The 26,893-nt window shown below is 66.2% G+C and carries 25 protein-coding genes; 12 read left to right on the top strand and 13 right to left on the bottom strand.

Translation table 11 applies throughout. The features are described 5' to 3' along the window. Nucleotides 1-13: 13 nt before the first annotated feature. From CUTER_RS03160 to CUTER_RS03150, 3 genes are all read right to left on the bottom strand, one after another. On the bottom strand, nucleotides 14-877 hold the full coding sequence (locus CUTER_RS03160) for an aldo/keto reductase (protein WP_047259205.1): 864 nt from the start codon (nucleotides 875-877) through the stop codon (nucleotides 14-16). Nucleotides 878-915: 38 nt separating this feature from the next. Further along, nucleotides 916-1,275 (bottom strand): FKBP-type peptidyl-prolyl cis-trans isomerase, encoded by a 360-nt coding sequence (locus tag CUTER_RS03155; protein WP_047259204.1) that lies wholly within the window; start codon nucleotides 1,273-1,275, stop codon nucleotides 916-918. 135 nt (nucleotides 1,276-1,410) lie between these two features. Continuing rightward, complete coding sequence (locus CUTER_RS03150; RefSeq protein ID WP_047259203.1) at nucleotides 1,411-2,697, bottom strand: citrate synthase; 1,287 nt, start codon at nucleotides 2,695-2,697, stop codon at nucleotides 1,411-1,413. 281 nt (nucleotides 2,698-2,978) lie between these two features. Between CUTER_RS03150 and serC the strand changes: the two genes are divergently transcribed. The 3 genes from serC (at nucleotide 2,979) to CUTER_RS03135 (ending at nucleotide 5,931) form a co-directional block, all read left to right on the top strand. After that, a complete protein-coding gene (serC, locus tag CUTER_RS03145) occupies nucleotides 2,979-4,109 on the top strand; it encodes a phosphoserine transaminase (protein WP_047259202.1) in 1,131 nt (376 codons plus the stop codon). Between the two features lie 94 nt (nucleotides 4,110-4,203). Next, nucleotides 4,204-5,064 (top strand): septation protein SepH, encoded by an 861-nt coding sequence (gene sepH, locus CUTER_RS03140; RefSeq protein WP_047259201.1) that lies wholly within the window; start codon nucleotides 4,204-4,206, stop codon nucleotides 5,062-5,064. Nucleotides 5,065-5,085: 21 nt separating this feature from the next. Then, nucleotides 5,086-5,931, top strand: a complete 846-nt coding sequence (locus tag CUTER_RS03135; RefSeq protein ID WP_407919169.1) for a DUF6928 family protein — start codon at nucleotides 5,086-5,088, stop codon at nucleotides 5,929-5,931. Here the strand turns inward: CUTER_RS03135 and CUTER_RS03130 are convergent. Together CUTER_RS03130 and CUTER_RS03125 are read right to left on the bottom strand one after the other, a co-directional pair. After that, nucleotides 5,900-6,748, bottom strand: coding sequence for a TrmH family RNA methyltransferase (locus tag CUTER_RS03130; RefSeq protein ID WP_047259199.1), 849 nt, complete (start codon nucleotides 6,746-6,748; stop codon nucleotides 5,900-5,902). The genes CUTER_RS03135 and CUTER_RS03130 overlap by 32 nt on opposite strands. Further along, nucleotides 6,748-8,175, bottom strand: a complete 1,428-nt coding sequence (locus CUTER_RS03125; RefSeq protein ID WP_047259198.1) for an NCS2 family permease — start codon at nucleotides 8,173-8,175, stop codon at nucleotides 6,748-6,750. Before CUTER_RS03125 ends, CUTER_RS03130 begins: the two co-directional genes overlap by 1 nt. A 170-nt stretch (nucleotides 8,176-8,345) precedes the next feature. Here CUTER_RS03125 and CUTER_RS03120 point away from each other — a divergent pair, with 170 nt between their 5' ends. After that, nucleotides 8,346-9,071, top strand: a complete 726-nt coding sequence (locus tag CUTER_RS03120) for a hypothetical protein (RefSeq protein WP_047259197.1) — start codon at nucleotides 8,346-8,348, stop codon at nucleotides 9,069-9,071. Nucleotides 9,072-9,080: 9 nt separating this feature from the next. Here the strand turns inward: CUTER_RS03120 and CUTER_RS03115 are convergent, their stop codons facing one another. Beyond that, on the bottom strand, nucleotides 9,081-9,809 hold the full coding sequence (locus tag CUTER_RS03115; protein WP_047259196.1) for a DUF3027 domain-containing protein: 729 nt from the start codon (nucleotides 9,807-9,809) through the stop codon (nucleotides 9,081-9,083). A 39-nt stretch (nucleotides 9,810-9,848) separates the two neighbouring features. Between CUTER_RS03115 and CUTER_RS03110 the strand changes: the two genes are divergently transcribed. Both CUTER_RS03110 and CUTER_RS03105 read left to right on the top strand, forming a co-directional pair. Then, entirely contained in the window at nucleotides 9,849-10,697 is an 849-nt protein-coding gene (locus tag CUTER_RS03110; RefSeq protein ID WP_047259195.1) for a glutaminyl-peptide cyclotransferase, read from the top strand. A 26-nt stretch (nucleotides 10,698-10,723) separates the two neighbouring features. Beyond that, nucleotides 10,724-11,269 carry a DUF2771 domain-containing protein gene (locus CUTER_RS03105; RefSeq protein WP_047259194.1) on the top strand — a complete coding sequence of 182 codons (546 nt, stop codon included), beginning with the start codon at nucleotides 10,724-10,726 and terminating at the stop codon, nucleotides 11,267-11,269. On the opposite strand, the gene CUTER_RS03100 is transcribed toward CUTER_RS03105, so the two are convergent. Further along, complete coding sequence (locus CUTER_RS03100; RefSeq protein ID WP_047259193.1) at nucleotides 11,266-11,649, bottom strand: cold-shock protein; 384 nt, start codon at nucleotides 11,647-11,649, stop codon at nucleotides 11,266-11,268. The two genes, CUTER_RS03105 and CUTER_RS03100, sit on opposite strands and share 4 nt — an antisense overlap. Nucleotides 11,650-12,084: 435 nt before the next feature. Between CUTER_RS03100 and CUTER_RS03095 the strand changes: the two genes are divergently transcribed. After that, entirely contained in the window at nucleotides 12,085-12,693 is a 609-nt protein-coding gene (locus tag CUTER_RS03095) for a transglycosylase family protein (protein WP_047259192.1), read from the top strand. A 979-nt stretch (nucleotides 12,694-13,672) separates the two neighbouring features. On the opposite strand, the gene CUTER_RS11560 is transcribed toward CUTER_RS03095, so the two are convergent. Further along, complete coding sequence (locus tag CUTER_RS11560) at nucleotides 13,673-13,933, bottom strand: hypothetical protein (protein WP_144412243.1); 261 nt, start codon at nucleotides 13,931-13,933, stop codon at nucleotides 13,673-13,675. Nucleotides 13,934-14,303: 370 nt separating this feature from the next. Then, nucleotides 14,304-14,498, bottom strand: a complete 195-nt coding sequence (locus CUTER_RS03085) for a hypothetical protein (protein WP_047259190.1) — start codon at nucleotides 14,496-14,498, stop codon at nucleotides 14,304-14,306. Between the two features lie 64 nt (nucleotides 14,499-14,562). Here CUTER_RS03085 and CUTER_RS03080 point away from each other — a divergent pair, with 64 nt between their 5' ends. The 5 genes from CUTER_RS03080 (at nucleotide 14,563) to CUTER_RS03060 (ending at nucleotide 21,330) form a co-directional block, all read left to right on the top strand. Next, the gene (locus tag CUTER_RS03080; protein ID WP_047259189.1) at nucleotides 14,563-16,782 is read left to right on the top strand and encodes a helicase-associated domain-containing protein; all 2,220 of its coding nucleotides are present in this window, start codon (nucleotides 14,563-14,565) and stop codon (nucleotides 16,780-16,782) included. Nucleotides 16,783-16,900: 118 nt separating this feature from the next. Then, the gene (locus tag CUTER_RS03075; protein WP_047259188.1) at nucleotides 16,901-17,782 is read left to right on the top strand and encodes an ABC transporter ATP-binding protein; all 882 of its coding nucleotides are present in this window, start codon (nucleotides 16,901-16,903) and stop codon (nucleotides 17,780-17,782) included. Further along, nucleotides 17,779-18,984, top strand: coding sequence for an ABC transporter permease (locus CUTER_RS03070; protein WP_047259187.1), 1,206 nt, complete (start codon nucleotides 17,779-17,781; stop codon nucleotides 18,982-18,984). Before CUTER_RS03075 ends, CUTER_RS03070 begins: the two co-directional genes overlap by 4 nt. Before the next feature lie 45 nt (nucleotides 18,985-19,029). After that, entirely contained in the window at nucleotides 19,030-20,664 is a 1,635-nt protein-coding gene (locus CUTER_RS03065; RefSeq protein ID WP_047259186.1) for a DNA repair helicase XPB, read from the top strand. 18 nt (nucleotides 20,665-20,682) lie between these two features. Then, nucleotides 20,683-21,330 (top strand): DUF3239 domain-containing protein, encoded by a 648-nt coding sequence (locus CUTER_RS03060; RefSeq protein WP_047260551.1) that lies wholly within the window; start codon nucleotides 20,683-20,685, stop codon nucleotides 21,328-21,330. Here the strand turns inward: CUTER_RS03060 and CUTER_RS03055 are convergent. The 4 genes from CUTER_RS03055 to nuoL form a co-directional block, all read right to left on the bottom strand. Beyond that, nucleotides 21,316-21,933, bottom strand: a complete 618-nt coding sequence (locus CUTER_RS03055; protein ID WP_047259185.1) for a hypothetical protein — start codon at nucleotides 21,931-21,933, stop codon at nucleotides 21,316-21,318. The two genes, CUTER_RS03060 and CUTER_RS03055, sit on opposite strands and share 15 nt — an antisense overlap. 148 nt (nucleotides 21,934-22,081) lie before the next feature. Next, a complete protein-coding gene (locus tag CUTER_RS03050) occupies nucleotides 22,082-23,491 on the bottom strand; it encodes an NADH-quinone oxidoreductase subunit N (protein WP_047259184.1) in 1,410 nt (469 codons plus the stop codon). Then, nucleotides 23,491-24,993: a complex I subunit 4 family protein gene (locus CUTER_RS03045; RefSeq protein ID WP_052844006.1), complete on the bottom strand. Its 1,503-nt coding sequence runs from the start codon at nucleotides 24,991-24,993 to the stop codon at nucleotides 23,491-23,493. Before CUTER_RS03045 ends, CUTER_RS03050 begins: the two co-directional genes overlap by 1 nt. Before the next feature lie 8 nt (nucleotides 24,994-25,001). Next, nucleotides 25,002-26,879, bottom strand: a complete 1,878-nt coding sequence (gene nuoL / locus CUTER_RS03040; protein WP_047259183.1) for an NADH-quinone oxidoreductase subunit L — start codon at nucleotides 26,877-26,879, stop codon at nucleotides 25,002-25,004. Nucleotides 26,880-26,893 lie beyond the last annotated feature (14 nt).

The following is a 26,893-nucleotide window of genomic DNA, read 5'->3' as shown; positions in this document are numbered from 1 at the left end:
AATACTAGCGGTCCTACTCGACCTCGCCCGGGAACACCCGCGGATCGTTGGACAGCCGGCCGTAGTCGCCGTGGGCGTCCAGGCCGGCCAGGGCGGCGACGTCGTCCTCGCCCAGTTCCACGCGGGTGGCGGCCAAGTTTTCCGCCAGGCGCTGAGAAGACGCCGTCTTGGGGATCACCGACACGCCTTGGGCCATGAGGAAGCCGAGCACAACCTGCGCCGGGGTGGCGTCGTGACGGCGGGCAATCTCGGTGACTACCGGGTCATCCAGGACGACGCCGCGGGCTAGCGGCGCCCACGCCTCGCTGACGATGCCGTGCTCGCCGTGGTAGCGGTGCAGCGGCGCCTGCGAGAAACCGACGTGCATCTCCACCTGGTTGAGCACCGGAGTGATGCCGGTGGTGCTGATGAGCTCATCGAGGGTTTCTTCGTAGAAGTTGCACACGCCGAGGCTGCGGATGCCGCCGGCTCGCTGGAGCTCGGCCATGGTCTCAAAGGTCTCACAGAACAGCCCGCGCTGCGCCCACGGCCAGTGAATGAGGTAGAGGTCCAGGTAGTCCAGCTGGAGCTTGGCCAGGGACTCGCGGAAAGCGCGCTGGGTGTTTCCGGCACCCTGCTGGTCGTTCCACAACTTGGTGGAAATGAACAGTTCGTCGCGGGTGACGTCCCCGGCGGCAATGGCCTCGGCGATGGCGGCGCCGACGGCCTCTTCATTGTCGTAGAAGGAGGCGGTGTCGATGTGGCGGTAGCCTAGCGCGATGCCTTCGCGGACGATGCGGTGGGCGTCGTCGCCCTGCAGCTTGTAGGTCCCCAGCCCCAGCTGGGGCATGGTGGAACCGTCATTGAGGGATAGGGCCGGAATCTCGGATGTCGTCATATCCCCCATTGTGCCCGAGGTGACCTCGGACGCGCCGCCTAGGAGGCGTTGAGCAGGTCAATGACGAAGACGAGCGTCAAGCCAGCCAGGGGGTGACCGCCGTTGGCCGGGCCGTAGGCCAGCTCCGGCGGGATGGTGAGCTTACGACGACCGCCGACGCGCATGCCCGGGATGCCTTCCTGCCAGCCGGCAATGAGGCCGCCGAGCGGGAATTCGATGGACTGGCCGCGGTCCCAAGAGGAGTCAAACTCCTGCCCGGTCGCGTAGTCCACGCCCACGTAGTGGACCTCAACCATGCCACCGGCGCGAGCCTCCTCGCCGGTGCCCACAACCAGATCTTCGATCTCGAGGGTGGTGGGCGCCTCGGTGGAGGGAACCTCGATAGTCGGCTTTTCCATGGGGAGTATCTCCTTGGGATTTCGACAACAGTTAGCAGCCTGTGGGCATACGCAAAGCCGCCCCACAGGAATTCACTAACCTAGTATAGAAGGTTGCTCAGAATTCCTCTAAGGCGGCTGACGCGCTGACTGAGGTTAGCGCTGGTCGCGCGGCACAAAGTCGCGGTGCGCGAAGCCGGTGTAGATCTGGCGCGGGCGGTTGATCTTGGAGTTCATGTCCAACTGCTCGCGGTAGTGGGCGATCCAGCCCGGGAGCCGGCCGATGGCGAAGAGCACGGTGAAGAAGTCCGCCTTGAAGCCCATCGCGCGGTAGATGAGGCCGGTGTAGAAGTCCACGTTCGGGTAGAGCTTGCGCTCGATGAAGTACTCATCGGCCAGTGCGATCTCCTCAAGCTTAAGAGCCAGGTCCAGCAGCTCGTCACCGCCGAGGTGCTCAAGAACCTCGTGCGCGGTGTCCTTCACAATGGCGGCGCGCGGATCGTAGTTCTTGTACACGCGGTGGCCAAAGCCCATGAGCCGGACTCCGTCGACCTTGTTCTTCACCTTCTCCATGAAGTGGGTCGCGTCACCATCGTGGTTGGCCTGAATGTCCTCAAGCATCTCCAGGACGGCCTGGTTCGCGCCGCCGTGCAGCGGGCCGGAGAGGGCGTTGATGCCGCCGGCGACGGCGACGAACATGTTGGCCTGCGCCGAAGCGATCATGCGGACGGTGGAGGTGGAGCAGTTCTGCTCGTGGTCGGCGTGCAGGATGAGAAGCTTGTCCAGCGCCCGGACGACGATGGGATCAACCTCGTAGGGCTCGGTCGGGTAACCGAACATCATCCGGAGGAAGTTCTCGCGGGCGTTGAGGGAGTTGTCCGGGTACATGTAGGGGGTGCCTCGGGACGCGCGGTAGGCGTAGGCCGCGAGCATGGGCACCTTCGCCATCAGGCGGACGATGGCCTTTTCTACGTGCGCCGGGTTGAGCGGGTTGAGCTGGTCCTGGTAGTAGGTCGACAAAATGTTGACGGACGATGCCAACACGCTCATGGGGTGAGCGTTGCGCGGGAAGACGTTGAACTGGGCCTTGAAGTCCTCGTCGAGCAGGGTGTGGTGGCGAATCTCGCTGTTAAAGGTGCGTAGCTGCTCCTGGTTGGGCAGTTCACCGTTAATAAGCAGGTAAGAAACCTCGTTGAAGGTCGCCTTTTCGGCAAGGTCAGCGATGTCGTACCCGCGGTAGCGCAACACGCCGGCGTCACCATCGATGTAGGTGATCTTGGACTCGGTGGAGCCGGTGGACACATATCCCGGGTCGAAGGTGACGAGCCCGGTCTCGCTGAGCATCTTGCCCAGGACGACGCCGTCGTTGCCTTCGGTGGCCCGCATGATGTCCATTTCGAACTCGCCGCCGGGGTAGTGAAGGACTGCCTTGTCAGATGCCATGTCAAACCTCTCAGGAGTGTTATGCAAATCGAGTGACGCTCGCGGATGATGTTGACGTCCACGCTATCACGGTTGACCAGAACACAGCCTAACAAAAAATGTGACCGGACCGACATGGCGGCCCTCTCCGTGGCATACCCCCACCGCCCCCACAGACGCGTGTCCATGTTCCCTCGCCGGCCCGCCTACCTACCCGCCTGCCCCACCCGTTGGAATGGCACAAGCAACCGGTTCAGCGAGGCGCGCCCCGTGGCTGTATCCACCGGTTTATCCTGTCGCTTATGACCACTTCCCCGATCACCATCCCCGCTGAGTTGCTGCCCGCCGATGGCCGCTTCGGCTGCGGTCCGTCGAAGGTTCGCCCCGCCCAGATCGACGCCATCGCTAACGGCGCCACCCACATCATTGGCACGTCTCACCGAAAGCCCAACGTCAAGAACGTCGTTGGGAGCGTCCGCGAGGGCCTGGCGGAACTCTTCCAGCTCCCCGACGGCTACGAGATCGTGCTCTCCCTCGGCGGTGCCACCGCCTTTTGGGACGCCGCGACCTTCGGCCTGATCGAGAATCGCTCCGCCCACCTCGTCTATGGCGAGTTCTCCGGCAAGTTCGCCGCCGCCTCCCGCAAGGCCCCGTGGCTGGCCGAACCCATCGTCGTCGAGACTGCTCCCGGTGGTGCGCCGAAGCCGGCCGAGTTGGCCGACGCGGAAGCCGACGTCGTCGCCTGGGCCCACAATGAGACGTCCACCGGCGCCATGGTCGGCGTCGAGCGGCCCAACGATCACGCCCTCGTCACCATCGACGCCACCTCGGGCGCGGGCGGCCTGGACGTCGACATGGCGCAGGCGGACGTGTACTACTTCTCCCCCCAGAAGTGCTTCGCCTCCGACGGCGGACTGTGGCTGGCGGCGATGTCGCCCGCCGCCCTGGACCGAATCGCTCAGATCAAGGCGTCTGGCCGCTTCATCCCCGCGTTCTTGGACCTGCAGACCGCGGTCGATAATTCTCGGAAGAACCAGACCTATAACACGCCGGCGGTGGCCACGCTGCTCATGCTCGACGCTCAGGTGGCCTGGATGAACGCCGAGGGCGGCCTGGCCGGCATGGTCCGGCGCACCACGGCCAACTCCAACGCGCTGTACTCCTGGGCCGAGGCGCGGGAGGAGACCACCCCGTACGTCGCCGACCCCGCCCAGCGCTCCCTCGTGGTGGGAACCATCGACTTCGATGACGCCATCGACGCCGCCGCCATCGCCCAGGCGCTGCGAGACAACGGCATTGTCGACGTCGAACCCTACCGTAAGCTGGGCCGAAACCAGCTGCGCATCGGCCTCTTCCCCGCCATCGATACCGCCGACGTGCAACGGCTGACCGGCGCCATCGACTACCTGCTCAGCGAAGGCATCGGCCGCTAGCCACCTCTCCCGCGGCACCTCAACCGCGGGAGGCCTCACGTCCATTAGACTGTGAGAACGAGCACACAAGACACGGCCAGGGAAGGCAGCGCGCATGAGGGACGTCCAACTCAACGCCGAAGACTCCACTGCCTCCTGCCTGGTCTTCACCGACGACGCCGGCGAACGTTTTTCTCTCACCATTAGCGACGAGGTTCGCGCCGCGCTGCGCCGCGTTTTCAACGAACCCGGCGCCGCGTCGTCGTCCGCGCCGACGGGGAGTTCCTCCACGCTGCCGCTGCGACCCCGCGACATTCAGGCCCGCATCCGCGCCGGCGCCTCCGCGGAGGAACTCGCCGAATCTATGGGGGTCGCACCGGCCCGGATCGCCAACTACGCCCATCCGGTGCTGCTGGAACGCAAGCAGATGGCCGAATTGGCCAAGGCCTCACACCCCGTCCGCGGAGACGTGCCGGCCACGCTCACCCTGTCCGAGACCCTCGCCACCGCCTTCGGGGCCCGGGGGCTGCCGTTTCATAGCGCCACCTGGACCGCGACGAAACAACCCCAAGGCCCCTGGGTGGTGACGGTGTCCTGGCACGCCGGCCTGAGCGACAACGAAGCGTCCTGGACCCTGGAGCGCAGCGGCACCGGGATGCACGCCCACGCCCGCAACGCCGTCGCGGCGGACCTCATCGACCCGGATTTCGTCCAACCCGTGCGCTCGTTGACCTCGATCGGCCGGGGCGTGCGCTACGACGAGCCCATGCCCGCCAAAGCCAACAGCGATCCCGGCGCGAAGGACCAGCCCAGCTCCGCCCACGACGGCGAGCTCGACGGGGAAGAGCTGGCCACCACCCCGGAGCCGACCGCGCCGTCGTCCCGGGGTGGCGGGCGAACCCGCAAGTCGACGACACCGCGCTGGGAGGACGTTCTGCTCGGCGTGCGCTCAAACGCGAAAAGACCCCATCGATAAAACAATGACCCTAAGGAGAGTGTGAAAGCGGTGGAGACGACGTCGGCTGCCCTGACCCTGTGGTTTGTGACCGTGGACGCTCCGGGCGAGGTGCTCAGCCAGGAGCCGAAGGCTGATCGCGGCTTCGGACGCAAGTACTTATCCCAGCTCAACCCGGCCTGGCCTATCACCCCGATCGGGCAGTTCCCGCTCAACCGCTCCGTTCCTCCTGCCGCCGGGGAGTTCTACATTGCCGGTTACCCGGGGGTGACCGTCGTCGAGACGTGGCGCGAGGACATTACGTTCCTGTCGGACTTTAACCGCCAGCTGCTTGACTCTCTCCCGGCGCGCGACGTGTACCTCATTGCGATGAACGAGGACACCGGATTTGGGGGCTTCGCGCACTTCTCCGGCGGTGAGCTGCGGCGGGCGTTTAGCGGTACCCGCACCCACGTGGTGGAGGATCACGGCCTGCCGAACGCCTTCGAAGCCCCCTATTGGGCAGGCGAACTCCACGAGCAGCTCGGCGGTATCGCCCTGCCCTTTGAGCCGGTCGATCTGGCGCGGGCCGCCGAGCGGGAATGGCTAGGGGTGGACATCGCGCCGTCGGGCCCGGATCTTCAGGTGGTCGGCTACGCCGTCGACGGCCGCCCGGAGCCCAAAATCATGGCGCCGCAGCGGGCAAACCCGCTGGCCCGGCTCATGGCTCCGCGAAACCAGGACAACGATTCCTACGATGACTATTCCCGCGAGGGCGACGCCGCCGGGCGGGGCCACGATGCGACCGGTCTGCCGGCGCCCGCCCAGCAGGCGGCCCGGACCGCTAAGCGGCTCGGGCTAGCGGCAGCGTCGCGGGCTAAGCAGTTGGCGCGGAACTTCCTGCGCTAGCGGTTCGCTCGTAGAAGGCGATCGCGGCGGCGGTGGCCACGTTGAGCGAATCCGTGTTCGCCGCCATGGGGATGGCGGCGCGGACGTCGGTGGCGCGCATGGCGTGCTCGGTTAAGCCCGGACCCTCGGCACCCACGAGGAAAGCCACCTTGTCCACTGGGCGGCCTGCGTCGTCGGCGAGGGCCTGACGCAGCGGCGTCGTGCCCGAGGGGGTCATGGAGACCAGCCGGAAGCCGGCGTCGCGGAGGGTGTCGAGTTCTCTCTGCCACGTGGTGAAGGTGCCGCCGAAGTGGGCGAAGGGCAGGCGCAGGACGTGTCCCATGGACACTCGCACGCTGCGGCGGTAGAGCGGATCTGCGCAGCCTACTCCGAAGAGCACCGCGTCGACGCCGAGTCCGGCGGCGTTGCGAAACAGCGCGCCGATGTTCTCATGATCGCCCACGCCTTCGAGCACCGCGACGGTCCGCGCCCCCGCCACCACGTCGGCGACGGTGGGCTCTGCAACGCGGTCGGCGGCGGCCAGCAGGCCCCGGTGCATGTCGAAGCCGGCCACCTCGGCGAGGACGTCACGGGTGACTTCGAATACGGGGACCGACTCGGGCAGGCCGTACTCGGCGTCGAAGGCGTCGAGCTTGGCTTTGAAGCCCACCAGGCAGCGCACCGGGAAGCGGGACGCCAGGAGGCGGGAGACGACCAACGGGCCTTCGGCAATGACGAGGCCCTTGCCTCCGGGGAGGTCGGGACGGTTGTCGGAGGCGTTGAGATTACGGACGTCGTCGAGCCGCGGGTCAGCGGCGTCGGTGATGCGGATGCGCATTAGCCCACGGCCGCCATGATCGGGTCGGCGGCGAAGAACACCACGAACAGCGCGGAGACCACCCACATGATCCAGTGGATGTCCTTCGCCCGGCCGGCGACGAAGTACATGAGGGTGAAGGTGATGAAGCCGACGCCGATGCCGTTAGCAATCGAGTAGGTAAAGGGCATCACCATGATGGTGAGGAAGGCGGGCAGGGCGTTGTGGAAGTTGCTCCAATCGATCTGCCTCACGCCGCTCATCATCATGGCGCCGACGATGACGAGCACGGGGCTGGCCGCCTCCAGAGGGACGATCTCATAGAGCGGGGTGAAGAACATCGCCGCGATGAACAGCAGGCCGGTGGTGACGTTGGCCAGGCCGGTGCGTGCACCGTCGCCAATGCCCGCCGCGGAGTCCGCGTACACGGTGTTCGACGACGCCGACGCCGCGCCGCCGACCACGGCCCCGATGCCCTCGACGATGAGCGCCTTCTTCATATCGGGCAGCACCCCGGTCTCATCGGTCAGGCCTGCCTGGGTGCCCAGGCCAGTCATGGTCCCCATGGCGTCGAAGAAGTTAGCGAGCAGCAGGGTGAACACGAGCAGGGAGGCAGACACTGCGCCGATCTGGACGAAGGCGCCGAAGGGATCCACATTGCCGATGAGCGAGAGGTCCGGGATGGTGCCGAAGCCATCGGGGGCGGCCGGGATAGCCATGCCCCAGCCGCCGGGGTTGTCCGCGGAGGCCGGACCCAGGTGCAGGACGGCCTCAATGATAAGGGCCAGCACGGTGGCGGTCACGATGCCGATGAACAGCCCGCCGGGCACGTTGCGGACAACGAGGACGCCGCACAGCAGCAGCCCGACAATGAACACAACGGTCGGCCACGTAGCGATGGAGCCGCCGATGCCGAGGCTGACCGGGACGGTGGTGCCCGCGGCATCGGGTACGCGGGTGACGAAGCCGCCGCCGACGAAGCCGATGATGGCGATGAAGGCGCCGATGCCGACGCTCATGGCGGCCTTCATCGACTGCGGGATGGCTTCAAAGACCAGGGTGCGGAATCCGGAGATGGCCAGCAGGACGATGATGATGCCCTCGATGACCACCAGACCCATGGCCTGTTCCCAGGTCAAGCCTTCACCGGCGACGGCGGTGGCGGCGATCAAGGTGTTCAAGCCCAGGCCCGCCGCGATGCCGAAGGGGTACTTGGCGATAAGCCCGAAGGCGATGGTGAGAATGCCGGCGGTGAACGCGGTGACGGCGGCCACTCGGCTGACGCCGAGGGTGGTGCCTGCGGAGTCCGCTCCGGTGCCGAGGATTAGCGGGTTGAGCAGGATGATGTAGGCCATCGCGAAGAACGTGACCACACCGGCGCGTATCTCCGTGCCGATGGAGGATCCCCGCTCGGAGATATGGAAGTATCGGTCTAGAGCCGTAGTCATGTGGGGCAGTCCCCTTTGCTGAGTACGTGAGTGATGACCCCTAGACTTTGACACTCGCTGGGACTTTCCACAAAACAAGGTGACAGATCCTTGTGCAATGTCGTGCCCGCCAGCCGGCTAGGATGGTGACGGAGATAAGACATCAGACTATGTGACGGGATCGTTTTTCCATGAATGACCTCATCGTGTCGTTTGCTGTGCGCAACGGCCGTGTAGTGGGCCTGCGCCGCCTGCTCAGCCAAGTCAGTGACCATGGCCAGCTCAGCACCCAGACCATGAACCTGCTCTTGCGCGATCTGAAGGACATTGCGGCCGACGACGTTCGCGCCATCATCCGAGCCCGCACGGGCGAGGCCTCGGTGTCGCGTCGGCCGCTCGTGCCCCAAGCGCCCCGCCTGGTTGTCAGCGCCAATCCCCTCAAAGACCAGAGGGAACGCCCGAATATCCCAGGCGCTGACGCGTCGTGGCTGTCCACGCAGCTGCAGGTTGTGACCGCCGACGGCGCCCACGAAGGGTTGCTGCACGCCCACGACGGCGGCATCGTCGGCGCCCTCGGCGCGGCACTCGTCGTGGTACTCGGCGACACGATCGCGATTTCTAGCCACCCGGACACCACCCCGTCGGTCATCCTCGACGAGCTGGTGGACCTGCTACGGATGGAAGGGATCGCCATCCGCCACCTCCCGACCGGCTTCACGCTGGCGCAGCTGCGCACGAACGAGACGTGGTTGGTGAGCCCCGTGTCGGGGGTGCGCCGGGTGGATTCCTGGTTGGAGTACGGCACCGTCGTGCCCGCTCCGCACATGCCTCCCGCGTCACCAGTGCCCAGCGCCGAGGAGCTCAATGCTCAACTGACCCGGGTGGCGGAGCCGGTGGCGCAGTGTGAGGCGATCTAGCTCAGTCGGCTAGAAGATCGGGCGTTCGTCGTCGAACGCGGTTCCAGTGGGCTTGGCTCCCTCCTCGGCGACGACCGTCTCCGAGTGCGCCCCGCAACCGTAGGCGGCGTGCACCAAGTGGCCGTCGGCAGCATACTCGTTGGCGCACACCCCGAACTGATTGCCTAGCGGCTGCCCCGCCGGCAGGTAGAAGGCGCAGCTCCGGCAACTCAGCGCCGCTTTTTCGGCGAACTCGCTGGTGGGACCGTAGTCGCCGGTCCGCCACCGCTGAGCAGCGTCGCGCAACCCTGACCGGGTGAGAAACGTTGTGCGCGGCGCGGGAGCGTCGACGACGACGGCCTCCTCAGCGTCCGCAGCGTCGGTAAGGCGCGGATCATCCGGCGCCGGCGGCATGAGGTCGCCAGGGCCCAGGTCGCCGGGCCGCAGGCGCTGGCTATACGGCACCCACTGGGGAGCCTTGAGAGCCGCCCCGTCGGGTGCGGGCAGCAACGCGAGCTCATTGATGGTGACGCGGGACGATCCTGAGGCGCAGGCCACCACCGCGTTCCATTCCCATCCGGGGTAGCCGGGTACCTCGGCGACGAAGCGGTGGGTGGCGACGTTTCGCCCGATGGCGGCCACCGCGATGTGCTCGCCTACCCCGCCTTCCCCCAGATCTTCCAGGGCTTCCCGCGCGACGTCGACGGCCCGAGCGCTGAGCACCGGATTGGATTGGCGTCGTCTTCTTGATCGGGTCACGTCACTTATTATGGGCCATCTCCGGCACAATGAAGCACTATGCCCCTCCTATCGTCAGTCCGCACCCGCAGCCACGTGGGCAGCCTCGTGGTGGCGGTGATGGCGTCGGCGACGTGCCTCGTCGGCTGCCATCCGACACCGCGGCCGGTCCAACCGGCCCAGCCGGAACGCTTGCGCGTCGACGTCCTCGCTGAGTACCCCTTCGATCCTGGTTCCTTCACCCAGGGCCTGGAGATGGGACCTGACGGCACCGTGCTCGTGGGCACCGGGCAGTACGGCAGCTCCGAGATCTACCGGCGCACGGTGGGCGGCGAGGTGCTCGACGCGCAGCCGCTGCCGTCGCGCTTCTTCGGCGAGGGACTGACCCGCCACGGGGACACCATCTGGCAGCTGACGTGGCGGTCGGGCACCGCGTTGGGCCGGGATGCACGCTCCTTGGATGTGGTGGGCAGCGCCCGCTACGACGGCGAGGGGTGGGGATTGTGTTCGCGGGGCGCTCCCGGTTCCACCGCTGCCGAGTTGGTCATGTCCGACGGAACCGATACCTTGCAGGTGCGTGACCCGGAGACTTTCGCCGTTCGCGATGAGGTGGCGGTGCGGCTCGCAGGCGCGCCTGTCACCGGGCTCAACGAGTTAGAGTGCGTGGGCGACGACGTCTATGCCAACGTGTTTCTCACTTCGGAGATCTTACGTATTGATCGCGCCTCGGGAAACGTGGAGGCGGTCATCGACGCCTCCGAGCTCACCGCCCGCGCCCACGCTCACCCGGCCACGCCGGATCACGTCGACGCCGTGCTCAATGGCATCGCCGCTGTCGGACCGGACCGCTTCCTGCTCGCGGGCAAGTGGTGGCCGATGATGTTTGAGGTGCGCTTCGTCGAGGCTTAAATACCCGGACAGTACACTGAGGCCTTATGGCGACCCGGAATGAGGCGAAGAAGAAGTCCCTGCTTCAGTTGCTGACCCTGGTCATCGTCGCAACCCTCGTGGTCGCCGCGGTGGTCCTAGGCCAGTGGTGGCTGCGGCAGCGCCCCGATCCGCTACCTGAGGACACCGTGGTGACGGTATCCGTCGGTGATGGCGACGGCCACGAGGTGCGGCCCTATTTGCTCGCCACCCCGGGAGTGCTGCCGGTAGAAACGACACCGGCCGTCATAGAAGTCGGACCCGAGGACACGGTCACCATCGACCTCCCCGAGCACGTCTACGACCACGACTGGTCGGCGGTGGTTATCTACGACAACCCGGCGTTTAATGACGAAATCCACCACGGCCCCAATGACGCCCGCAGCCTCAGCGTCGTCGCTGCCAAGTCCCCGTTGCAGGCGGGTGAGCAGCCGGGACGGCTAGTGGTGGTGGAAATCCAGTCGGTTCTTATCGGCCAGGACGCGGATGGGGAGGAAACACCAGTCACGACGGTGTGGTCGGTGGCGACCCAGCACGCGCAGGCGGCCGGTTAGACGTCGAGCTCCTTGGCCACTGCGCGCAGGATCTCCGCCACCTGTCGGGCCTCTTTGCGCTCAGGGTATCGCCCGGCGGTCAGCGCCGGCTGCACTTGGGTTTCGATGACGGTAAGGACATCGGAGAGCATGGAGGACAGTTCCTCTGGCTTGCGACGGTTGCTGGGCCGACGACGCGGGGTGTCGAGCACGCGAACGCGCAGCGCCTGGGGGCCTCGGCGCCCGGCTGCGAAGTCGAACTCGAGGCGCTGGCCCTGGACCAGCTCCTCCACTCCCTTGGGCAGGACGGCCTTATTTACGTAGACGTCCTCATCGCCCGGGTTGGACACGAACCCGAAGCCCTTGGCAGGGTCGTACCACTTGACCTTTCCGATGGGCACGCTTAATCACCACTTCCTGTAGGTACTTCAACACATGTAGAGAACAGTTCATCTTATCAGCGAACACCGTCCAAAAGCGAGCGTCGCCCACGGAGCTTCGACGCTCGCTGCAGTGCTCCACACCGCGGGTACCTCCTTGGCCCCACAAGCCTCAGCCGTTCACACGTGTCACGACTTTCTGGGAAGATGCTATGATTCCGTGCCTTGAGCGTGACTATTTCGTTACAAACCGCTAGAGTCTGGTTACAAGAACGTCACATGGCAGCGAAGCTCCCGGCTACCGGGCTTCCGTCCTCGCCTCACACCGACCTCCCTGTCCGGGGCCGGGACGATGCCACCGTGACAACACTGATACATGACAATCGAGCCGTCGTGACGCGGACAGGGGCGAGGAGACAGCCTCGCGGTGACGACAACCGAAAGGAACCCGACACCATGGCCTCCAACCGCAATCGCCTGACGATCGCTGCCACCTCCGCCGCGGCCGGCGCCACCCTCGCGGTGCTTGCCTCCCCGCTGGCCTCCGCTGCACCGGACCACGCCTGGGATAGCCTCGCCCAGTGCGAATCCGGCGGCAACTGGCACATCAACACCGGTAACGGCTACCACGGTGGCCTGCAGTTCCACCCGACCACGTGGCACGCCTTCGGCGGCGGCGAGTTCGCCCCCACCGCCTACCAGGCCACCCGCGAGCAGCAGATCATCGTCGCCGAGCGCACTCTCGCCCAGCAGGGTTGGGGCGCATGGCCGGCCTGCTCCGCGAAGATGGGCCTGCGCGGTTATGGCGTGACCTTGCGTAACCAGCCGGTCGCTCCGGCCGCCTCTGCCCCGGCTGCCTCGACGGCGCCGTCGAACCCGGCGGCCGCTCTCAATCAGAGCCTTCCGCTCGGCGCGCCGGTGGCGGAGCTGTCCAGCGCCGTGGAGGACTTCAACCCCACCCAGCTGTCCTCCAACGCCGTGGCCTCCCAGGTTCTCCCGGCCGAGATTGACTCCGCCGTGAACTTCCTTGAGGAGATCGCCGGCAGCTCCCTGCCGACGTTTTAGCCTTCTGGCGGCCGAGCGCTGTGTTTTAAGAGCCCCCCTGTCTTCCGGTTCGACACTTGGGGCTCTCCAAGCAAGCTAGCTAGGCACTGGTACGGCCTAGGGAGCGATCGCACCCGGGCAAGAACACTCCCATGGGCTCCACTCTCGATGGCGGTTAACCGCTGGATTTCGAGAAGTATAATCACGGCATTTTCCCAGGAGACCGCCGACTTTTCGCCAAACTCAATGTGAGGCGCTGCACGACGCATCGCTAACCGCCGTAGCTATACTGCCCCAGACACCAGCGCCCACGCTTTCAAAATCCGGGAGAAATATAACACCCTGGGGGAATATCTAAGGGAAGCGACGCTCCAGACGTGCACCCGATAGTGAAAAACCATAAGTCGGGTTTTTGACAGCATTCCCTAATTTTGTTTCCCTAGGCGAGTCTGTCCCCCTTGTTCGGTTTGCTTGTCTCGCTCAAGCAAGGACCGATCCTTCCTCCCGAGCCCCCGCGCAACCAATAGCAACACAGTAGCCACAATGGAGATCGTGAGGGCTAGAAGAATTTCGTCTCCACTGGGCGAATCAAACAACCTCGGGACCAGAACGATGAACAGGGCCGCTGCGCAGGACCCAAGGAATAAAAGAAACGCTCTCATTTATTACCACCACCTTAGACCGGGTCACTACTGGGACTGACGGAAGCCAAGGCGTCGGAACAGGTTAGGGACATCCCTGCTACTAGCAAAAGTGGCATAAGCCGTCGCCCGATGGAAACCTTCCGGCGGACCCTATTCCGGGAATGAAGAGCCAACACACGATACCTCCCTTTCAGTGAGGCAGTGGGCCAGTGCGGTGGAAAAACGGGCTTGACTGTCTACACCGCATCTCTACTAAGGACACTACATGTTCCTTACCCGCTTGGCAATGGATAGAGCGACAGCTGATCCTTTCGGCTCACCTTTCGATTTGCAAGGCTCGAATCTAGCGCCAGGAATTACACTCCGGCGAAAGAGGGTGTAGAAGGGCTTGAGGCGGTGTGGGATGGCGGCGCGACCGTGGGAATGTGTTCGACGAAGGTCGTGCGTGCACAGCCGGGTGTGGGATCGGATTCGACCGTGATTTCCCGGTACTCGTCGCGGTCGTGGACGCTAAGGACGTGCATTGCGTCTAGCCCGACGAGGTCGTCGCATCGCTTACAGTAACCGGCGGGGTCACGGTTGATGGCCTGCTGGGGGTTGGTTGTAGGATCGGACACGGGTCGAGGCCTTCGTTTCAGGATTGGTGAGTGGTATCCCCTATCCTGCTAGGGCCTCGGCCCTTTTTGCGTGCACAACACCCACCCCGGGGTGAGACACCCACCCACACTCCAACACGAAGAGCCCAGTAACTGTTTCTTCTCTGGGACTATGTACTACCCAGTGGAGTCCAGCGAAGACGACCAGGAAGGCCAGCAGGATTAACGGGCCTCGCGCGGGACTCGAAGTTACTTTGGGGCTGGCCACACCGCCTCGCAACGACCCGTCGCACCGCGCACACGCGCGGCGGAGCAGACGCACCCGCACGAGGCGCCGCGGCCTCGCTTCACACTCCAGCATCCGCGGGCATTGGCGCCCGCGGCCGAACTACTAGCGGTTAATGCGGGTGTAGGGGTGAACGTAGTTAAGCTTCTCCGCCGGGATGGGCAGCTGCAGGTCATCGCCGAAGGGGCTGGACGCGCCGACGGTGGGCGCCAAGACCTCGTTGACGGCGTGGTAGCCCTCGGGGATATTGGTGGGCCAGTCTACGTTGGTGGAGGTCGAGTGCTTTTCTACGTTAGCCATGGGTCCTATTGAACCATCCGCCACAGGGTTGAGCCATCGCCACGGGGTTAAACTTTTTATCACCATGACCCCTTCTGCTACAGCTGACTTCACCCGCTGGCTCGACGCCCTGCCCGTCGAACGTCTGACCGCACTCCTTCGCCTTCGCCCGGATGCCCTCGTTCCACCCCCGCCGAGCACAGCGTCGTTGGCCACCCGCCTGCTGTCGCGAACCTCGGTGGCCCGGGCTATGCAGGAGGCGAGCGTGCCTGAACTCGCTGCCCTCGAAGTCGCCGTCGACGCCGGAGCCGCCCTCACGCCGGTGGATTCTGGCCGCATTCTTGCCGACCTCAGCGCCCGCGGCGGGCCTGATCTTTCCGATCCTGGCCCCAAGGCACTCTCCCGCCTCATTGACCGAGGGCTGGTCTTCGAGGTCGACGGCGGGCTGCGCGTCGTCGCCGAGGCAATCCCCGCTCTGCCACGCGGTTGGACGCTGCTGGATCGCAGTGCCTCCGACGGCCTTAAGCAGGCTCTCAACGAGCTCACGGACGCCGAGCGTCGGGTGCTCTTCGTCCTCGCCTCCGCGGACGGCGTGGGGCATTCGCGCGACGCCGCCGCCGACGCCGACCCGGCGCGGCCCATCCCTCGGCTGCTGGCCGCGGGGTTGATCGAACGCGTCGACGCCAGCCACGTGCGCCTGCCTCGCGTTGTGGCTCAGCTCGTTCGCGGCGACGACGCCCCCGACGTTCCAATCTCGGCCCCAGCACCGGGCGAACCGGTTGACTTCAGCGCGGCAGAAGCCCACGGCGCCGCCCAGGGCGTGGAGTTCACCCGCGCCGTGACCCGGCTGCTCGACCATCTCGGAGCGCATCCGGTGGCACTCAACAAGGACGGCAGCCTAGGGATTCGGGTGCCGAGCACCCTGGCGAAGGCCGTGGGATGCACCGTGGAGGACGTCGTTCGCTTCGCTTGCGTGGCCGAGGCTGCCGGTCTTCTCGCCACCGGGTTGGCGGCCAACGTTCCCGAGGGGCTCGACGCCGACGGGAACTACCTCGCCCCCACTGCCGCCACAGACTCCTTCGTTCACGCCCCGCTGGCCGAGCAGTGGTCGTGGCTCATCCAGGGGTGGGCCCGCAGCCCGCACCAGCACTACCTGGGGGGTCGGCTGCTGTCGGCGCAGCAGCGAAGCGCCGCATTGCCGGGGCGTCGGCGTCAGCTGCTCGACGCTATCCTTCGTGCCGGCGGCGCAGTGGACGACGAGCGGGCGAAGGACTGGGTGCGCTACCTCTATCCACTGTCCGCGGTGGAGCTGGGCGCGGAGGGGATTTCGGCCTTGCTCACGGAGGCACGCTGCCTGGGGGTGATCTCGTTGGGGGTCGCCACGTCGGCCGCTCGGGCTGTCATCGACGGCGACGTCGACGCCCTCGCCGAAGCTGTCGCCGGAGCGCTGCCCGCAGAGGTGACGAAGGTCATCGTGCAGGCGGACATGACGGTTATTGCCCCGGGCCCGTTGCCGACCGAGGTGGCCGAGGAGTTGGGGTTGCTGGCGGACATCGAGTCGCCGGGCTTGGCCGCGACCTACCGGATCACAGAGGATTCGGTGCGCCGAGCGCTCGACGCGGGGCGAAGCGCCGCTGACCTCCATGGATGGCTGGCCGATCACGCCCTGGGTGAGGTCCCCCAGGCGGTGCGCTTCATCATCGACGACGTCGCGGATCGCCACGGTGCGCTACGCGGCGGGCCGGCGATGAGCTACCTGCGCTGCCCCGATGAAGCCCTGCTGGGGGCGGTGATGGCCTCCTCGGCGGCGTCCGAGGCCGGGCTTCGGCTGGTGGCCCCGACGGTGGCTATTGCCCACCGGCCCCTCGCCGCGGTGCTCGAGTGCGTGCGCAAGGCCGGTTTCCATCCGGCCGCCGAGGATTCCTCCGGCGCGACCATCGACGTTAGGCCCGATCCCACCCGGGTCTTCGCCCGCTCCCAGCGTCCGGCGTTGCCGCGCTGCGCGCCAGAGGAAGCGGCGATTGAGCGAGTGGTGTCCGACGTGCGCCGCAACAACGACGCACCGGGCGACGTGACCGCAGACCCAGCCCAGGCACGGGAAGGCGACGTGGCCGCTACCCTTTCGGCAGCCGCGCGGGCGAGGCGACCGGTGGAGGTGGGCGTCGTCGACGCCCGTGGGGTGAGCACGACGATAGAGGTCACCCCGGTGACGGTGGCCGGTGGACAGGTCGACGCGATCGAGACAACGTCGAAGCGGGTCATCCGGTTGCCTGTGCACCGAGTCTCGTGGGCGCGGGCTCGGTAGTCCTGCCTCAGTCCACGGTGGTACAAAAGAAATAAGTGTTCATTATCACTACGTTTCTTGGTGGCCTCCCGCCGGCAGGAGACGCCCGGCCCGTCGCGACTCAACAGAGAGAAACTGTATGGCCACCTTGTACATCGATCACGTCACGAAGTTCTTCGGCGAGCACCGCGCCCTCGACGCCATGACCTTTTCCGTCCGCGAGGGCGAGATTTACGGTTTCGTCGGTTCCAATGGCGCTGGTAAGTCAACCACCATGCGCATCGCGCTCGGCGTGCTCAGCGCCGACGCCGGCGAGGTACGCTACGGCAACGCCCCGATTAGCGACGACGTTCGCCGCCGCATCGGCTACATGCCGGAAGAGCGTGGCCTCTACCCCAAGGAGAAGATCCTCGACCAGCTGGTCTTCCTCGGCAAACTGCATGGGCTGACCGCGGCGGCGGCGAAGAAGTCCGGGACCGCGCTGCTGGAGCAGCTCGGTCTTGGCGAGCGCCTCAATGACAAGCTCTCCGAACTGTCCCTCGGTAATCAGCAGCGGGTCCAATTGGCCGCCGCTTTGATCCACGATCCGGAGCTGTTGATCCTCGATGAGCCGTTCTCCGGGCTGGATCCGGTGGCGGTGTCGGTGATGAGCGAGATGCTCGTCGAACGCGCTCGCGCCGGCGTGCCGGTGATGTTCTCCTCTCACCAGCTTGATCTGGTGCAGCGGCTGTGCCACCGCGTCGGCATCGTCACCAAGGGACGCATGGTGGCCGAAGGCGAGGTGCTTGAGCTGCGCACCCGCGGCCCCGTCCGCTTTGCTGTGGCCACCCCGGCGCGCGGCTGGTATCCGCCCGGCACCACGCTGGTGCTCGAGGACCCCCAGAAGGTGATCCTGGAAGCCGACTCGGAGGAGCGAGACCAGGAGATCCTGCATGCCGCGCTGGCCGCCGGTCCGGTCCACCGCTTCGAACGAGACATCCCCGACCTCACCGAACTGTTCAAGGAGGTTGTTTCCTCATGAGCTACTCCCCCGTGTCGACCATCACCACCGTGGCCACGCGAGAAATCCAGCAGGCCCTGAAGAACCGAGGCATCCTCATCACCCTCGGCATCGTGCTGGTAGTCATCATCGGCGGCACCATCGCGGGGCATGTCTTCGCCGACAAGTTCACCGAGGATGCGGCCCACGGCCCCACCGTCGTCACCACGGCGCCGGAGATCTTCGCCGACACCCCGCTGCACGTGACCGACGTTGCCGACGAGGCCGCCGCCACCGAGGCGGTGCGCAGTGGTGATGCCGACGCCGCCGTCATTCCCGCCGATGATGGGGCCTGGTCCCTGATTACCGACGGCACCCCGGACTCGACCATCCTCTCCACCGTGGACACCATCGCCCAGTCGTATGCCCAGGTCAAGGCGTTGACCCGCCTGGGAGTCGACCCGGCAGACTTTGCCCAGCAGCTGACTCCGGTGGAGATCACCACCATCGATGTCTCGGCCGAAGACGGCTCCGAAGGGCTCGACAGCCTCTCACCGCAGCACCTATTCAACTTGCTCAGCGTTCTTGTTGCCGCCTTCGTCCTCATGATGTCGATCGTGCTCTTCGCCGCCAACATCGGCGGCCGCGTGGCCGAGGAAAAGGCGTCGCGCATCGTCGAGATCATCCTCGCCTCCGTCCGCCCCATGGACTTCCTGGCTGGCAAGATCATTGGCAATGTCCTCATTGGCACGGTGTGTACCCTGGTGCTCCTCGCCGCCGCAGCCATGGGAATCAGCTCCATCGACTTACCCGAAGGGCTGAAGCTGGATCCGTTGATCGTGCCGGCGCTGGTGGTGTCCTTCCTCCTCGGGATGGTGTTCTTCGGCACTCTCTACGCCGCTGCCGGGGCGATGGTGCAGCGCACCGAGGATCTTCAATCCACCCAGGGCCCCATCATGATCTTCCTCTTTGCCACGATGTACGTCCCCATGTTTGGCTGGCAGTACCTCGACGCCACGTGGATGCAGGTGCTGGCCTGGGTTCCGCCGGTGTCCATCATTGTCGCGCCGCTGCAGTACGCCGCCGGTCACTTCGGTCTGTGGCAGCTCACCGCGTCGTACCTCATCAACGCCGCCGTGTGCGCCCTGGTCATCTTCATTGTGGCCCGCATCTACCGGGCGTCGATCCTCAATAACGGCTCCAAGATGGGCTGGTTCAAGGCCCTGCGCACCCGCCCCGCCTAGGCTGGCCGCGGCAGCGGTCTAGAGCCCCGACTACTCTAGGCCGGCATGGGTCCCCTCATCGTTCAATCGGACAAGACCGTCCTACTGGAGGTCGCGCACCCCGAGGCCGACGCCGCCCGCGCCGCGCTCGCCCCCTTCGCGGAGCTGGAGCGCGCCCCGGAGCACGTCCACACGTACCGCATCACCGCCCTGGCGTTGTGGAACGCCCGCGCCGCGGGGTACGACGCCGAGCAGGCCGTCGACGTGCTCGAACGCTACTCCCGTTTCCCCGTGCCGCAGTCGCTGCTCATCGACGTCGCCGAAACCATGAGCCGCTACGGGCGAGTACGGATCCTCGCCCACCCCGCCCACGGGCTTGTGCTCACCGCCGAGGACGCCCCCATCCTCGAAGAGCTGCTCCGGCACAAGACAATCGCCGCGATGCTGGGCCAACGCATCGACGACACGAGCGTCGTCGTGTTCCCCTCCGAGCGGGGGCGGCTCAAGCAGGAGTTGACGAAGGTCCACTGGCCGGCGGAGGACCTCGCCGGTTATGTCGACGGTGAGGCTCACCCCATCGCGTTGAGCACTGAGACGATCGACTGGGAGCTGCGCGACTACCAGCGCTACGCCACAGACAGTTTCTTCGACGGCGGCTCGGGCGTCGTCGTCCTGCCGTGCGGTGCCGGCAAGACGATCGTCGGCGCGGCCGCCATGGCCCGCACACAGACCACCACGCTCATCCTCGTCACCAACACCGTGGCCGGGCGCCAGTGGCGCGACGAACTGCTCAAGCGCACCACCCTCACCGAGGAGGAGATCGGCGAATACTCCGGGGAGAAGAAACAAATCCGGCCGGTGACCATCGCCACCTATCAGGTCGTCACCCGAAAGACCAAGGGCGAGTACCGTGCCCTGGAGCTCTTTGACTCCCGCGATTGGGGGCTCATCATCTACGACGAAGTGCACCTCCTACCGGCGCCGGTGTTCCGGATGACCTCGGATCTGCAATCCCGGCGGCGGCTGGGGCTGACAGCCACGCTGGTGCGTGAGGACGGTCGGGAAAGCGACGTCTTTTCCCTCATCGGGCCGAAGCGCTACGACGCCCCGTGGAAGGAGCTGGAGAACGCCGGGTTTATCGCCACCGCCGACTGTGTCGAGGTCCGCACCACCATGACCGACGCCGAGCGGCTGGTCTACGCCACCGCCTCCACCCGCGACCGGTACCGGGTCGCCGCCTGCTCGGTGGCGAAGCTACGGGTGGTTGACACGCTGCTCGCCCGCCACGCTGGGGAGCCCACGCTCATCATCGGCGCGTACGTCGAGCAGCTGCGCGAGATCTCTACCCGCCTCGGGGTGCCGCTCGTCGACGGCTCCACGTCCACCACCAAGCGACAGGCGGCGTTCGACGCCTTCCGCCGCGGCGAGCTCACCACCCTCGTGGTGTCCAAGGTGGCGAATTTCTCCATCGACTTACCCGAGGCCGCCGTCGCCATCCAGGTGTCCGGCACCTTCGGTTCCCGGCAGGAGGAGGCCCAGCGCCTCGGTCGGTTGCTGCGGCCGAAGGCCTCCGGCGGCGACGCCCACTTCTACACCGTTGTCTCCCGGGACAGCCTGGATGCGGAGTACGCCATGCACCGCCAACGCTTCCTCGCCGAACAGGGGTACGCCTACCGTCTCGCGGACGCCGCCGATCTGTAGCCAGGTACAGTGACCGGCGTGAAGATCTTGAAGTTTGAGGTTGACGAGGCCTACGCCCGCAAACACAACGAAATGATCCGCGACACCCGCCGGGTCCGTGCCGGCGGCATTGGCCTCGGCGTGGTCGTAGCGCTCGCCGGCATTGCTACCTACGTGTGGTTCACCGACCGGGCCCCGTGGGCGCTGTGGGTGATGGTCGCCGGCGTGGGTATGGGCGTGGTGTTCGTCGCCACGGGCATCGCCGTCGCCCGGAAGTTCTCCTCCGTCCAGGAGCTATACGACCGCTACCCGCTGGTGCCCGCCGTCGTCGCTGAGGTCAACCCTCGCGACTGCGTGCTCATGGCCCTGGTCAACACCAACGTGGACCCGGAGCTGCCTCCTCGTTGGGGCTTAGCGCTACGCACCATCTCTCACCTGCCGGGGATCAAGGAGCCGAAGCTGGGGATGCAGGTCCCCTGCGCGGCTGTTCTCGGGCGCCGCACCACGCGCGACGCCGATCATTGGCAGGAAATCTCCCCCATGCCTATCGCTTGGGCGACGCCGGACCGCGACGTCATCGCCGCCGCTAAGTCCGGCATCTCGCGGCAGCGCTGGGTGCAGTTGGACAAGTTGCGCTCCCGCCTCGACGAGGTCAAGGCCACGCCGATGAACCTATTGGTGCTCTAGCGCCGGAGCTCCCGCCTGCCCGCCCAGGGTGGGAAACATTGCCGATACGGCCGAGCGGTCATCGACCGGGATCCATACGATATCCACCCCGGCGGCACCTGCCGGTTGGGGTTCGGTGCGGAACTCGCCGCCGTCGAAGTAGATGCGGTCCGCGCCGTTAATGAGACCCGACCCGTCCGGCGCGGCGAGCACCGGAGCGGCCCCGGCCTCAGGCCCGGGGAACTCCTGCTTCACCAGTTCCGCGTCGGGCTGGGCCTGACCGACGGCGGTGAGGATCTCCCTATCGGCGTCGAAGGATCGCAGGAACAGCTCGGGAATCCCGTCGCCGCTGGCATCCACGAGGGCGTAACTGAGCGGCTGAAGCTCGTCGAGCACGCCGTTGTAGCGCCCTGCAAGGTCCCCCGGTGCCGTGGGAGGCGCCGTCGCGGGAGGAGGCGTCACTGCAGAGGCACTCGCAGTGGTCGACGCGCCCGTCGTCGCCTCTGCCCCGTCACCCGCGCGCGGCGTGGGTAGCTTGACGCCGATAATGACCACGGTCGTCACCACCGCCAGAAGCACGAGCGCGGCAAGCGCGGCGAACTTGTTGGAGGCCTTTCGACGCATGTCGAGTCCTTTCCGCTGCCGACAGCCGGCCACCAGCGACAGCTTATGCTTCGCTCAGCCTAACATGCGGCCGCCTTCAGTGGGCCGGACACAGCCAAAGGGGGCCGGGTTCTCACCCAGCCCCCTTTCAGGGCGTGACGACGCGAGACTACAGGCCGGTAGCCGCCATCAACGAAGCGAGCGACCCCGGGAACAGACCAAGGCCGACGGTGGCGAGCACGCACACCGCGATGAGCAGCCCCGCCGGGGCGGGCACCGCCACGCTCCGGGCGCCGGGGGTGCCGAAGTAGAGCAGCGCAATGAACCGGAAGTAGGCGAAGGCAGCGACCGCCGAGGCGACGAGTGCCACCACGACGAGCCACGGGAAGCCCACCAGCCACGGCACGCTGAACGCCACCAGCTTGCCAACGAAACCGGCGGTGGCCGGGATGCCGGCGAAGGAGAGGAAGAACACCGTCATCGCCGCCGCCAGCCACGGGTTGGTACGTCCCAGGCCGGACCAGGCGGCGAAGCTGTTGGCCTCGGCGCCGTCATTCTCAGCACCGTGCGGGGCCCGCACGCTGGTAACCAGCGCGAAGGCGCCGATAGTGGCGAAACCGTAGGCCAAGAGATACACCCAGGCCGCGGTAGCCGCAGAGAAGGTGAACCCGCCGATGGTGAACTGTCCCGCACCCGCGCCGATGAGCGCGGTGAGGATGAAACCGGCATGCCCGATGGACGAGTACGCGATGAGGCGCTTGACGTCGTTCTGGGCGATGGCCACGATACCGCCGTAGAACATCGACAGCATGGCCAGCGCCAGGAGGATCGGCAGGATGAACTTAGCGTCGACGAGCGTGAGGAACCGGGCGGTCGCCGCCACGGCCGCCAGCTTTGTGGCGATGGCCATGAAGGCGGTCACCGGCGTCGGCGCGCCCTGGTAGACGTCCGGAACCCACACGTGGAAGGGCACCACGCCCATCTTGAACACCAGCCCGACGAGGACAAAAATCGCACCGATGCCGGAGGCAGAGGTGTAATCCAGGGTGCCGGTCTCGGCGTAGATGAGCACGATGCTGTAGAGCATGAACGCCGCCGCGAAGCAGCCGAGGAAGAAGTACTTCAGCGCCGCCTCTTGGGAAATCTTCAACCGGTAGCGGTCCAGACAGCACATGATGTACAGCGGCAGGGAGAAGACCTCCAGCGCCACGAAGAGCATGAGCAGGTTGCTGGAGTGAATGAAGATCATCATGCCCAGCAGCGAGAACACGGTCAGTGGGTACACTTCGGGCTCGCGCGGGCGGTAGAGGATGACCGCCAGCAGCCCGAAAAGCAGCAGCGTGGCGCTCATGACATAGCCGGCGTCGTCGAGCGTGAGCAGGCCCTGGGCGGCCTCGAGGCCGGAGCCGGCATTGTGGATGATCGCCGCCAACGCCGCCACGATGCTCACGACGGCGAGGGCGACATGGCCGCCGCGAGGCAGTTTGAACGCCGCAGCAAGCACGCCGATGCAGGCGCCGGCGGCGAGGATAAGTATCGGCGCCAACGCTAGATAATCAATGGCCGGGCTGGACAGCATTACTTACCTCCTGCGAGGACGGTGGAGACAACGGCGACGGCGTCGTCGTCTAGCAGGTTCACGATCGGGCTCGGGTAGAAGCCGAACACGATGAGCAGCACGATCAGCGGCGCCACGATAACCCGCTCCGCGGAGCTAAGCTCGGGCAACGCTGCCGTGGTCGGGGTCGCCGGGCCGGAAACGACCGTCTTGACCATGCGCATGATGTAGACCGCGGCCAGGACCATAGCGATAGCGGAGATGCCCGCCGCCCACGGGTTGACCGGCCAGGTGCCGACGATGACGCCGAATTCGGACACGAACGTCGCCAGGCCGGGCAGCGATAGCGCCGACAGGCCGGCGATGAGCAGGTAGCCGGCGAGCAGCGGGGCGACCTGCTGGACGCCGCCGAAAGCGTCAATGTCGGAGGTACCGGCGCGACGCACGAGGTAGCCGACCACCATGAACAGCGCCGCGGTGGAGATGCCGTGGTTGACCATGTAGAGCGCGGCAGACGTCATGGTGGTGTCCGTGAAGGCGAAGATGCCCATGACGATGAAGCCGAAGTGGCTCACCGAGGTGTACGCCACCAGCTTGACGAGGTTCGTCTGGGCGCAGGCGGCCAGCGCGCCCCAGATGACGCTGAGGACCGCCAGCCCGATCATGACCGGCGCCGCCTTCACCGCCGCGGCCGGGAAGAGCAGCACCGCGAAACGGATCATGCCGAAGGTGCCGATCTTGTCCATGACGGCCACCATCATCGTCGCGCCGCCCGGAGTGGTGTTGGCCGCCGCCTCCGGCAGCCAGGTGTGCAACGGCACCATCGGCGCCTTGGTGATGAACGCCACCATGAAGCCGGTGAACAGCCACATCTGGGTCTCGGCGGGAATATCCGCGGCGAGGAGATCAGCGTAGGTGAAGCTGCCGGCCACGACGAACACGCCAATGATCGCGGCCAGCATAATCAGGCCGCTAGCCAGCGAGTACAGCAGGAATTGCAACGCCGCGTAGAGGCGACGACGCCCGCCGAAGCCGCCGATGAGGAAGAACATCGGGATGAGGGTGGCTTCGAAAGCGAGGTAGAACAACAGCAGGTCCGTCGCGGAGAACACGAGCAGGCTCATGGACTCCACGCCGAGGATGAGGGCGACGAACGTCGACTCGGAGTATTGGTCCGAGCGGTAGTCCGTCACCCCGGAGTAGCAGAGAACGATCGGGGTGAGCACCGCGGTGAGCAGCACCATCGACAACCCGATGCCGTCCAGGCCGAGCGCATAGCGGGCGCCGAGCGCCGGGATCCACGGCAGGTCGTCAACGAAATGGAAGTCGCCCACCGACGCCGCCGCCGAGCTTTGGCTCAGGGCGACCGCGCACGCCACCGCGATGGCCAGCGGCACCAGGCTCACCACGATGCCGGCGGTGCGGGCGCTGCGCCCCGTGGGTGACAACACCCCGATGGCCAACGCGCCGAGCAGCGGGGTAACGACGGCCACCGTGAGGATAAACGAAGGAAGTGTCAGCATAGTGTCTCCTAGGCCACCGTCGCGAGGATGAGGGCTATCACGCCGAGGGCCGCAACGCCGAAGGTCAGCGTCGAGCCGTAGGAGCGAATAAGGCCGTTGTGGGCAAGGGCGAAGCGACGCGCGGTGCCGGCGAAACCGTCGGCCACACCGCGCACTCCGTCCGCGAAGGCGGCGTCATCCACCACCGACACAGCGGTTGCCGCGGCCTGCGTCGGCACGACGACGCCCGCGTGATTGATGGCGTCCGCATACAGATTGTTGTCCCCGATGCGTCCGAGCAGGCTCTCAGGCTCCGGCCGCTGCTCGGCGATATCACCACGGAAGAAGTACCAGCCAGCACCCACTCCCAGGGCGACTGCCGCCAGGGTGGCCAAGGCCACCGGGGTGATGTGGACGAAGTGCAGCGGGTGCGCCTCTCCCCCCACGGCCGGGTTGAGCCACTGGGTGATGAAGGGCACCATCGCGGCGCCGCCGACGACGGAGGCCGCACCCAGGATCACGAGCGGGATGACCATGGTGGCCGGGGACTCGTGCGGGTGAACGCCCGGCTGCCAACGCTTCGCGCCGGTGAAGGTCATCATCATGAGTCGAGTCATGTAGAACGCGGTGATCGCCGCGCCGATGAGCGCGGCCGCGCCGGTAAGCAGCGAGTGCTCGAAGGCGGCTTCGATGATGGCGTCCTTGGAGAAGAAGCCGGCGAAGCCGGGCACGCCGATGATGGCGAGGTAGCCAGCGGCGAAGGTGGCGAACGTCCAGGGCATCGCCGTGCGCAGCGCACCGAAGTGACGCATATTGACGTCGTCGCCGGTGGCGTGCATTACCGAACCTGCGCCGAGGAACATGTTGGCCTTGAAGAAGCCGTGGGTGATGAGGTGGAAGATCGCCAGCGGGTAGGCGACGGGGCCGATGCCCGCAGCGAGCACCATGTAGCCGATCTGGCTCATCGTGGAACCGGCCAGCACCTTCTTGATGTCGTCCTTGGCGCAGCCGATCCACGCGCCGGCCAGGAGCGTGATCGTGCCGATGATGACCACCGCGGTGGAGGCGACGTCACTGGCCTCGTAGACGGCGCCGGCGCGGACGATGAGGTACACACCGGCGGTGACCATGGTCGCGGCGTGGATGAGCGCCGACACCGGGGTCGGGCCTTCCATGGCGTCGAGCAGCCATGCCTGGAACGGAACCTGCGCCGACTTCGCGCACGCGCCCATGAGCAGCAGCAGACCGATGAGGGTGGCCAGGGTCGCGTCGGACTGGGCGATGCCCTCGGTGACCGCGTCGAAGTCCGTGCTGCCGAAGGCGGCAAACATGGAGGCGATGGCGAGGACCATGCCCACGTCACCGACGCGGTTCATGATGAAGGCCTTGTTGCCGGCCTTGGCCGCCGAGTCACGGTGGGCCCAGAAACCGATGAGGAGATAGGAGCACAAGCCCACGCCTTCCCAGCCCACGAAGAGGATGAGGAAGGACGAGCCGAGCACCAGGGTGAGCATCGAGGCCAAGAAGAGATTGAGGTAGGCGAAGAACTTTCGCCGGTTGGCGTCGTGCGCCATGTAGCCGATCGAGTAAATGTGGATGAGGCTGCCGACGCCGGTGATGAGCAAGACGAAGCAGATGGACAACGGATCCACCCGGAGCTCGGCGAGCGTGTCGAGACCGGGGATGGTCATCCAGTTGTACAGCGGAGCAAAGATGACCCGATCGGCCGGGTCGTCAATGCCCAGCAGGGCCACGAGCAGGGCCAGGCCGGCGCCGAAGGAACCGAGGGAGGCGGCGGTGCCCACCAGGTGGCCGAAGGCGTTGGTGGCCTTGCCGCCTACGAGGAGGATCAACGCCCCAGCCAGCGGCAACGCGATGACGAGCGTGGTAAGGACAGTGTGTGACATGAGTTTTTAAGCAC

The organism is Corynebacterium uterequi (genome assembly GCF_001021065.1).
Taxonomy (GTDB): Bacteria; Actinomycetota; Actinomycetes; order Mycobacteriales; family Mycobacteriaceae; genus Corynebacterium; species Corynebacterium uterequi.
The sequence above is the reverse complement of the archived record's forward strand: the minus strand, read 5'-3'. Positions and strand labels throughout refer to the sequence as shown.

Excerpts from the sequence above, each read along its gene's own strand:
- CUTER_RS03105 (WP_047259194.1), top strand. The coding sequence starts at position 10,724 with ATGGCGACCCGGAATGAGGCGAAGAAGAAGTCCCTGCTTCAGTTGCTG.
- CUTER_RS03050 (WP_047259184.1), bottom strand. The coding sequence starts at position 23,491 with ATGCTGTCCAGCCCGGCCATTGATTATCTAGCGTTGGCGCCGATACTT.
- sepH (WP_047259201.1), top strand. The coding sequence starts at position 4,204 with ATGAGGGACGTCCAACTCAACGCCGAAGACTCCACTGCCTCCTGCCTG.
- CUTER_RS03055 (WP_047259185.1), bottom strand. The coding sequence starts at position 21,933 with ATGCGTCGAAAGGCCTCCAACAAGTTCGCCGCGCTTGCCGCGCTCGTG.
- CUTER_RS03065 (WP_047259186.1), top strand. The coding sequence starts at position 19,030 with ATGGGTCCCCTCATCGTTCAATCGGACAAGACCGTCCTACTGGAGGTC.
- CUTER_RS03045 (WP_052844006.1), bottom strand. The coding sequence starts at position 24,993 with ATGCTGACACTTCCTTCGTTTATCCTCACGGTGGCCGTCGTTACCCCG.
- CUTER_RS03110 (WP_047259195.1), top strand. The coding sequence starts at position 9,849 with ATGCCCCTCCTATCGTCAGTCCGCACCCGCAGCCACGTGGGCAGCCTC.
- CUTER_RS03130 (WP_047259199.1), bottom strand. The coding sequence starts at position 6,748 with ATGCGCATCCGCATCACCGACGCCGCTGACCCGCGGCTCGACGACGTC.
- CUTER_RS03075 (WP_047259188.1), top strand. The coding sequence starts at position 16,901 with ATGGCCACCTTGTACATCGATCACGTCACGAAGTTCTTCGGCGAGCAC.
- CUTER_RS03155 (WP_047259204.1), bottom strand. The coding sequence starts at position 1,275 with ATGGAAAAGCCGACTATCGAGGTTCCCTCCACCGAGGCGCCCACCACC.
- CUTER_RS03160 (WP_047259205.1), bottom strand. The coding sequence starts at position 877 with ATGACGACATCCGAGATTCCGGCCCTATCCCTCAATGACGGTTCCACC.
- nuoL (WP_047259183.1), bottom strand. The coding sequence starts at position 26,879 with ATGTCACACACTGTCCTTACCACGCTCGTCATCGCGTTGCCGCTGGCT.
- CUTER_RS03070 (WP_047259187.1), top strand. The coding sequence starts at position 17,779 with ATGAGCTACTCCCCCGTGTCGACCATCACCACCGTGGCCACGCGAGAA.
- CUTER_RS03150 (WP_047259203.1), bottom strand. The coding sequence starts at position 2,697 with ATGGCATCTGACAAGGCAGTCCTTCACTACCCCGGCGGCGAGTTCGAA.
- serC (WP_047259202.1), top strand. The coding sequence starts at position 2,979 with ATGACCACTTCCCCGATCACCATCCCCGCTGAGTTGCTGCCCGCCGAT.
- CUTER_RS03080 (WP_047259189.1), top strand. The coding sequence starts at position 14,563 with ATGACCCCTTCTGCTACAGCTGACTTCACCCGCTGGCTCGACGCCCTG.
- CUTER_RS03095 (WP_047259192.1), top strand. The coding sequence starts at position 12,085 with ATGGCCTCCAACCGCAATCGCCTGACGATCGCTGCCACCTCCGCCGCG.
- CUTER_RS03085 (WP_047259190.1), bottom strand. The coding sequence starts at position 14,498 with ATGGCTAACGTAGAAAAGCACTCGACCTCCACCAACGTAGACTGGCCC.
- CUTER_RS03125 (WP_047259198.1), bottom strand. The coding sequence starts at position 8,175 with ATGACTACGGCTCTAGACCGATACTTCCATATCTCCGAGCGGGGATCC.
- CUTER_RS03120 (WP_047259197.1), top strand. The coding sequence starts at position 8,346 with ATGAATGACCTCATCGTGTCGTTTGCTGTGCGCAACGGCCGTGTAGTG.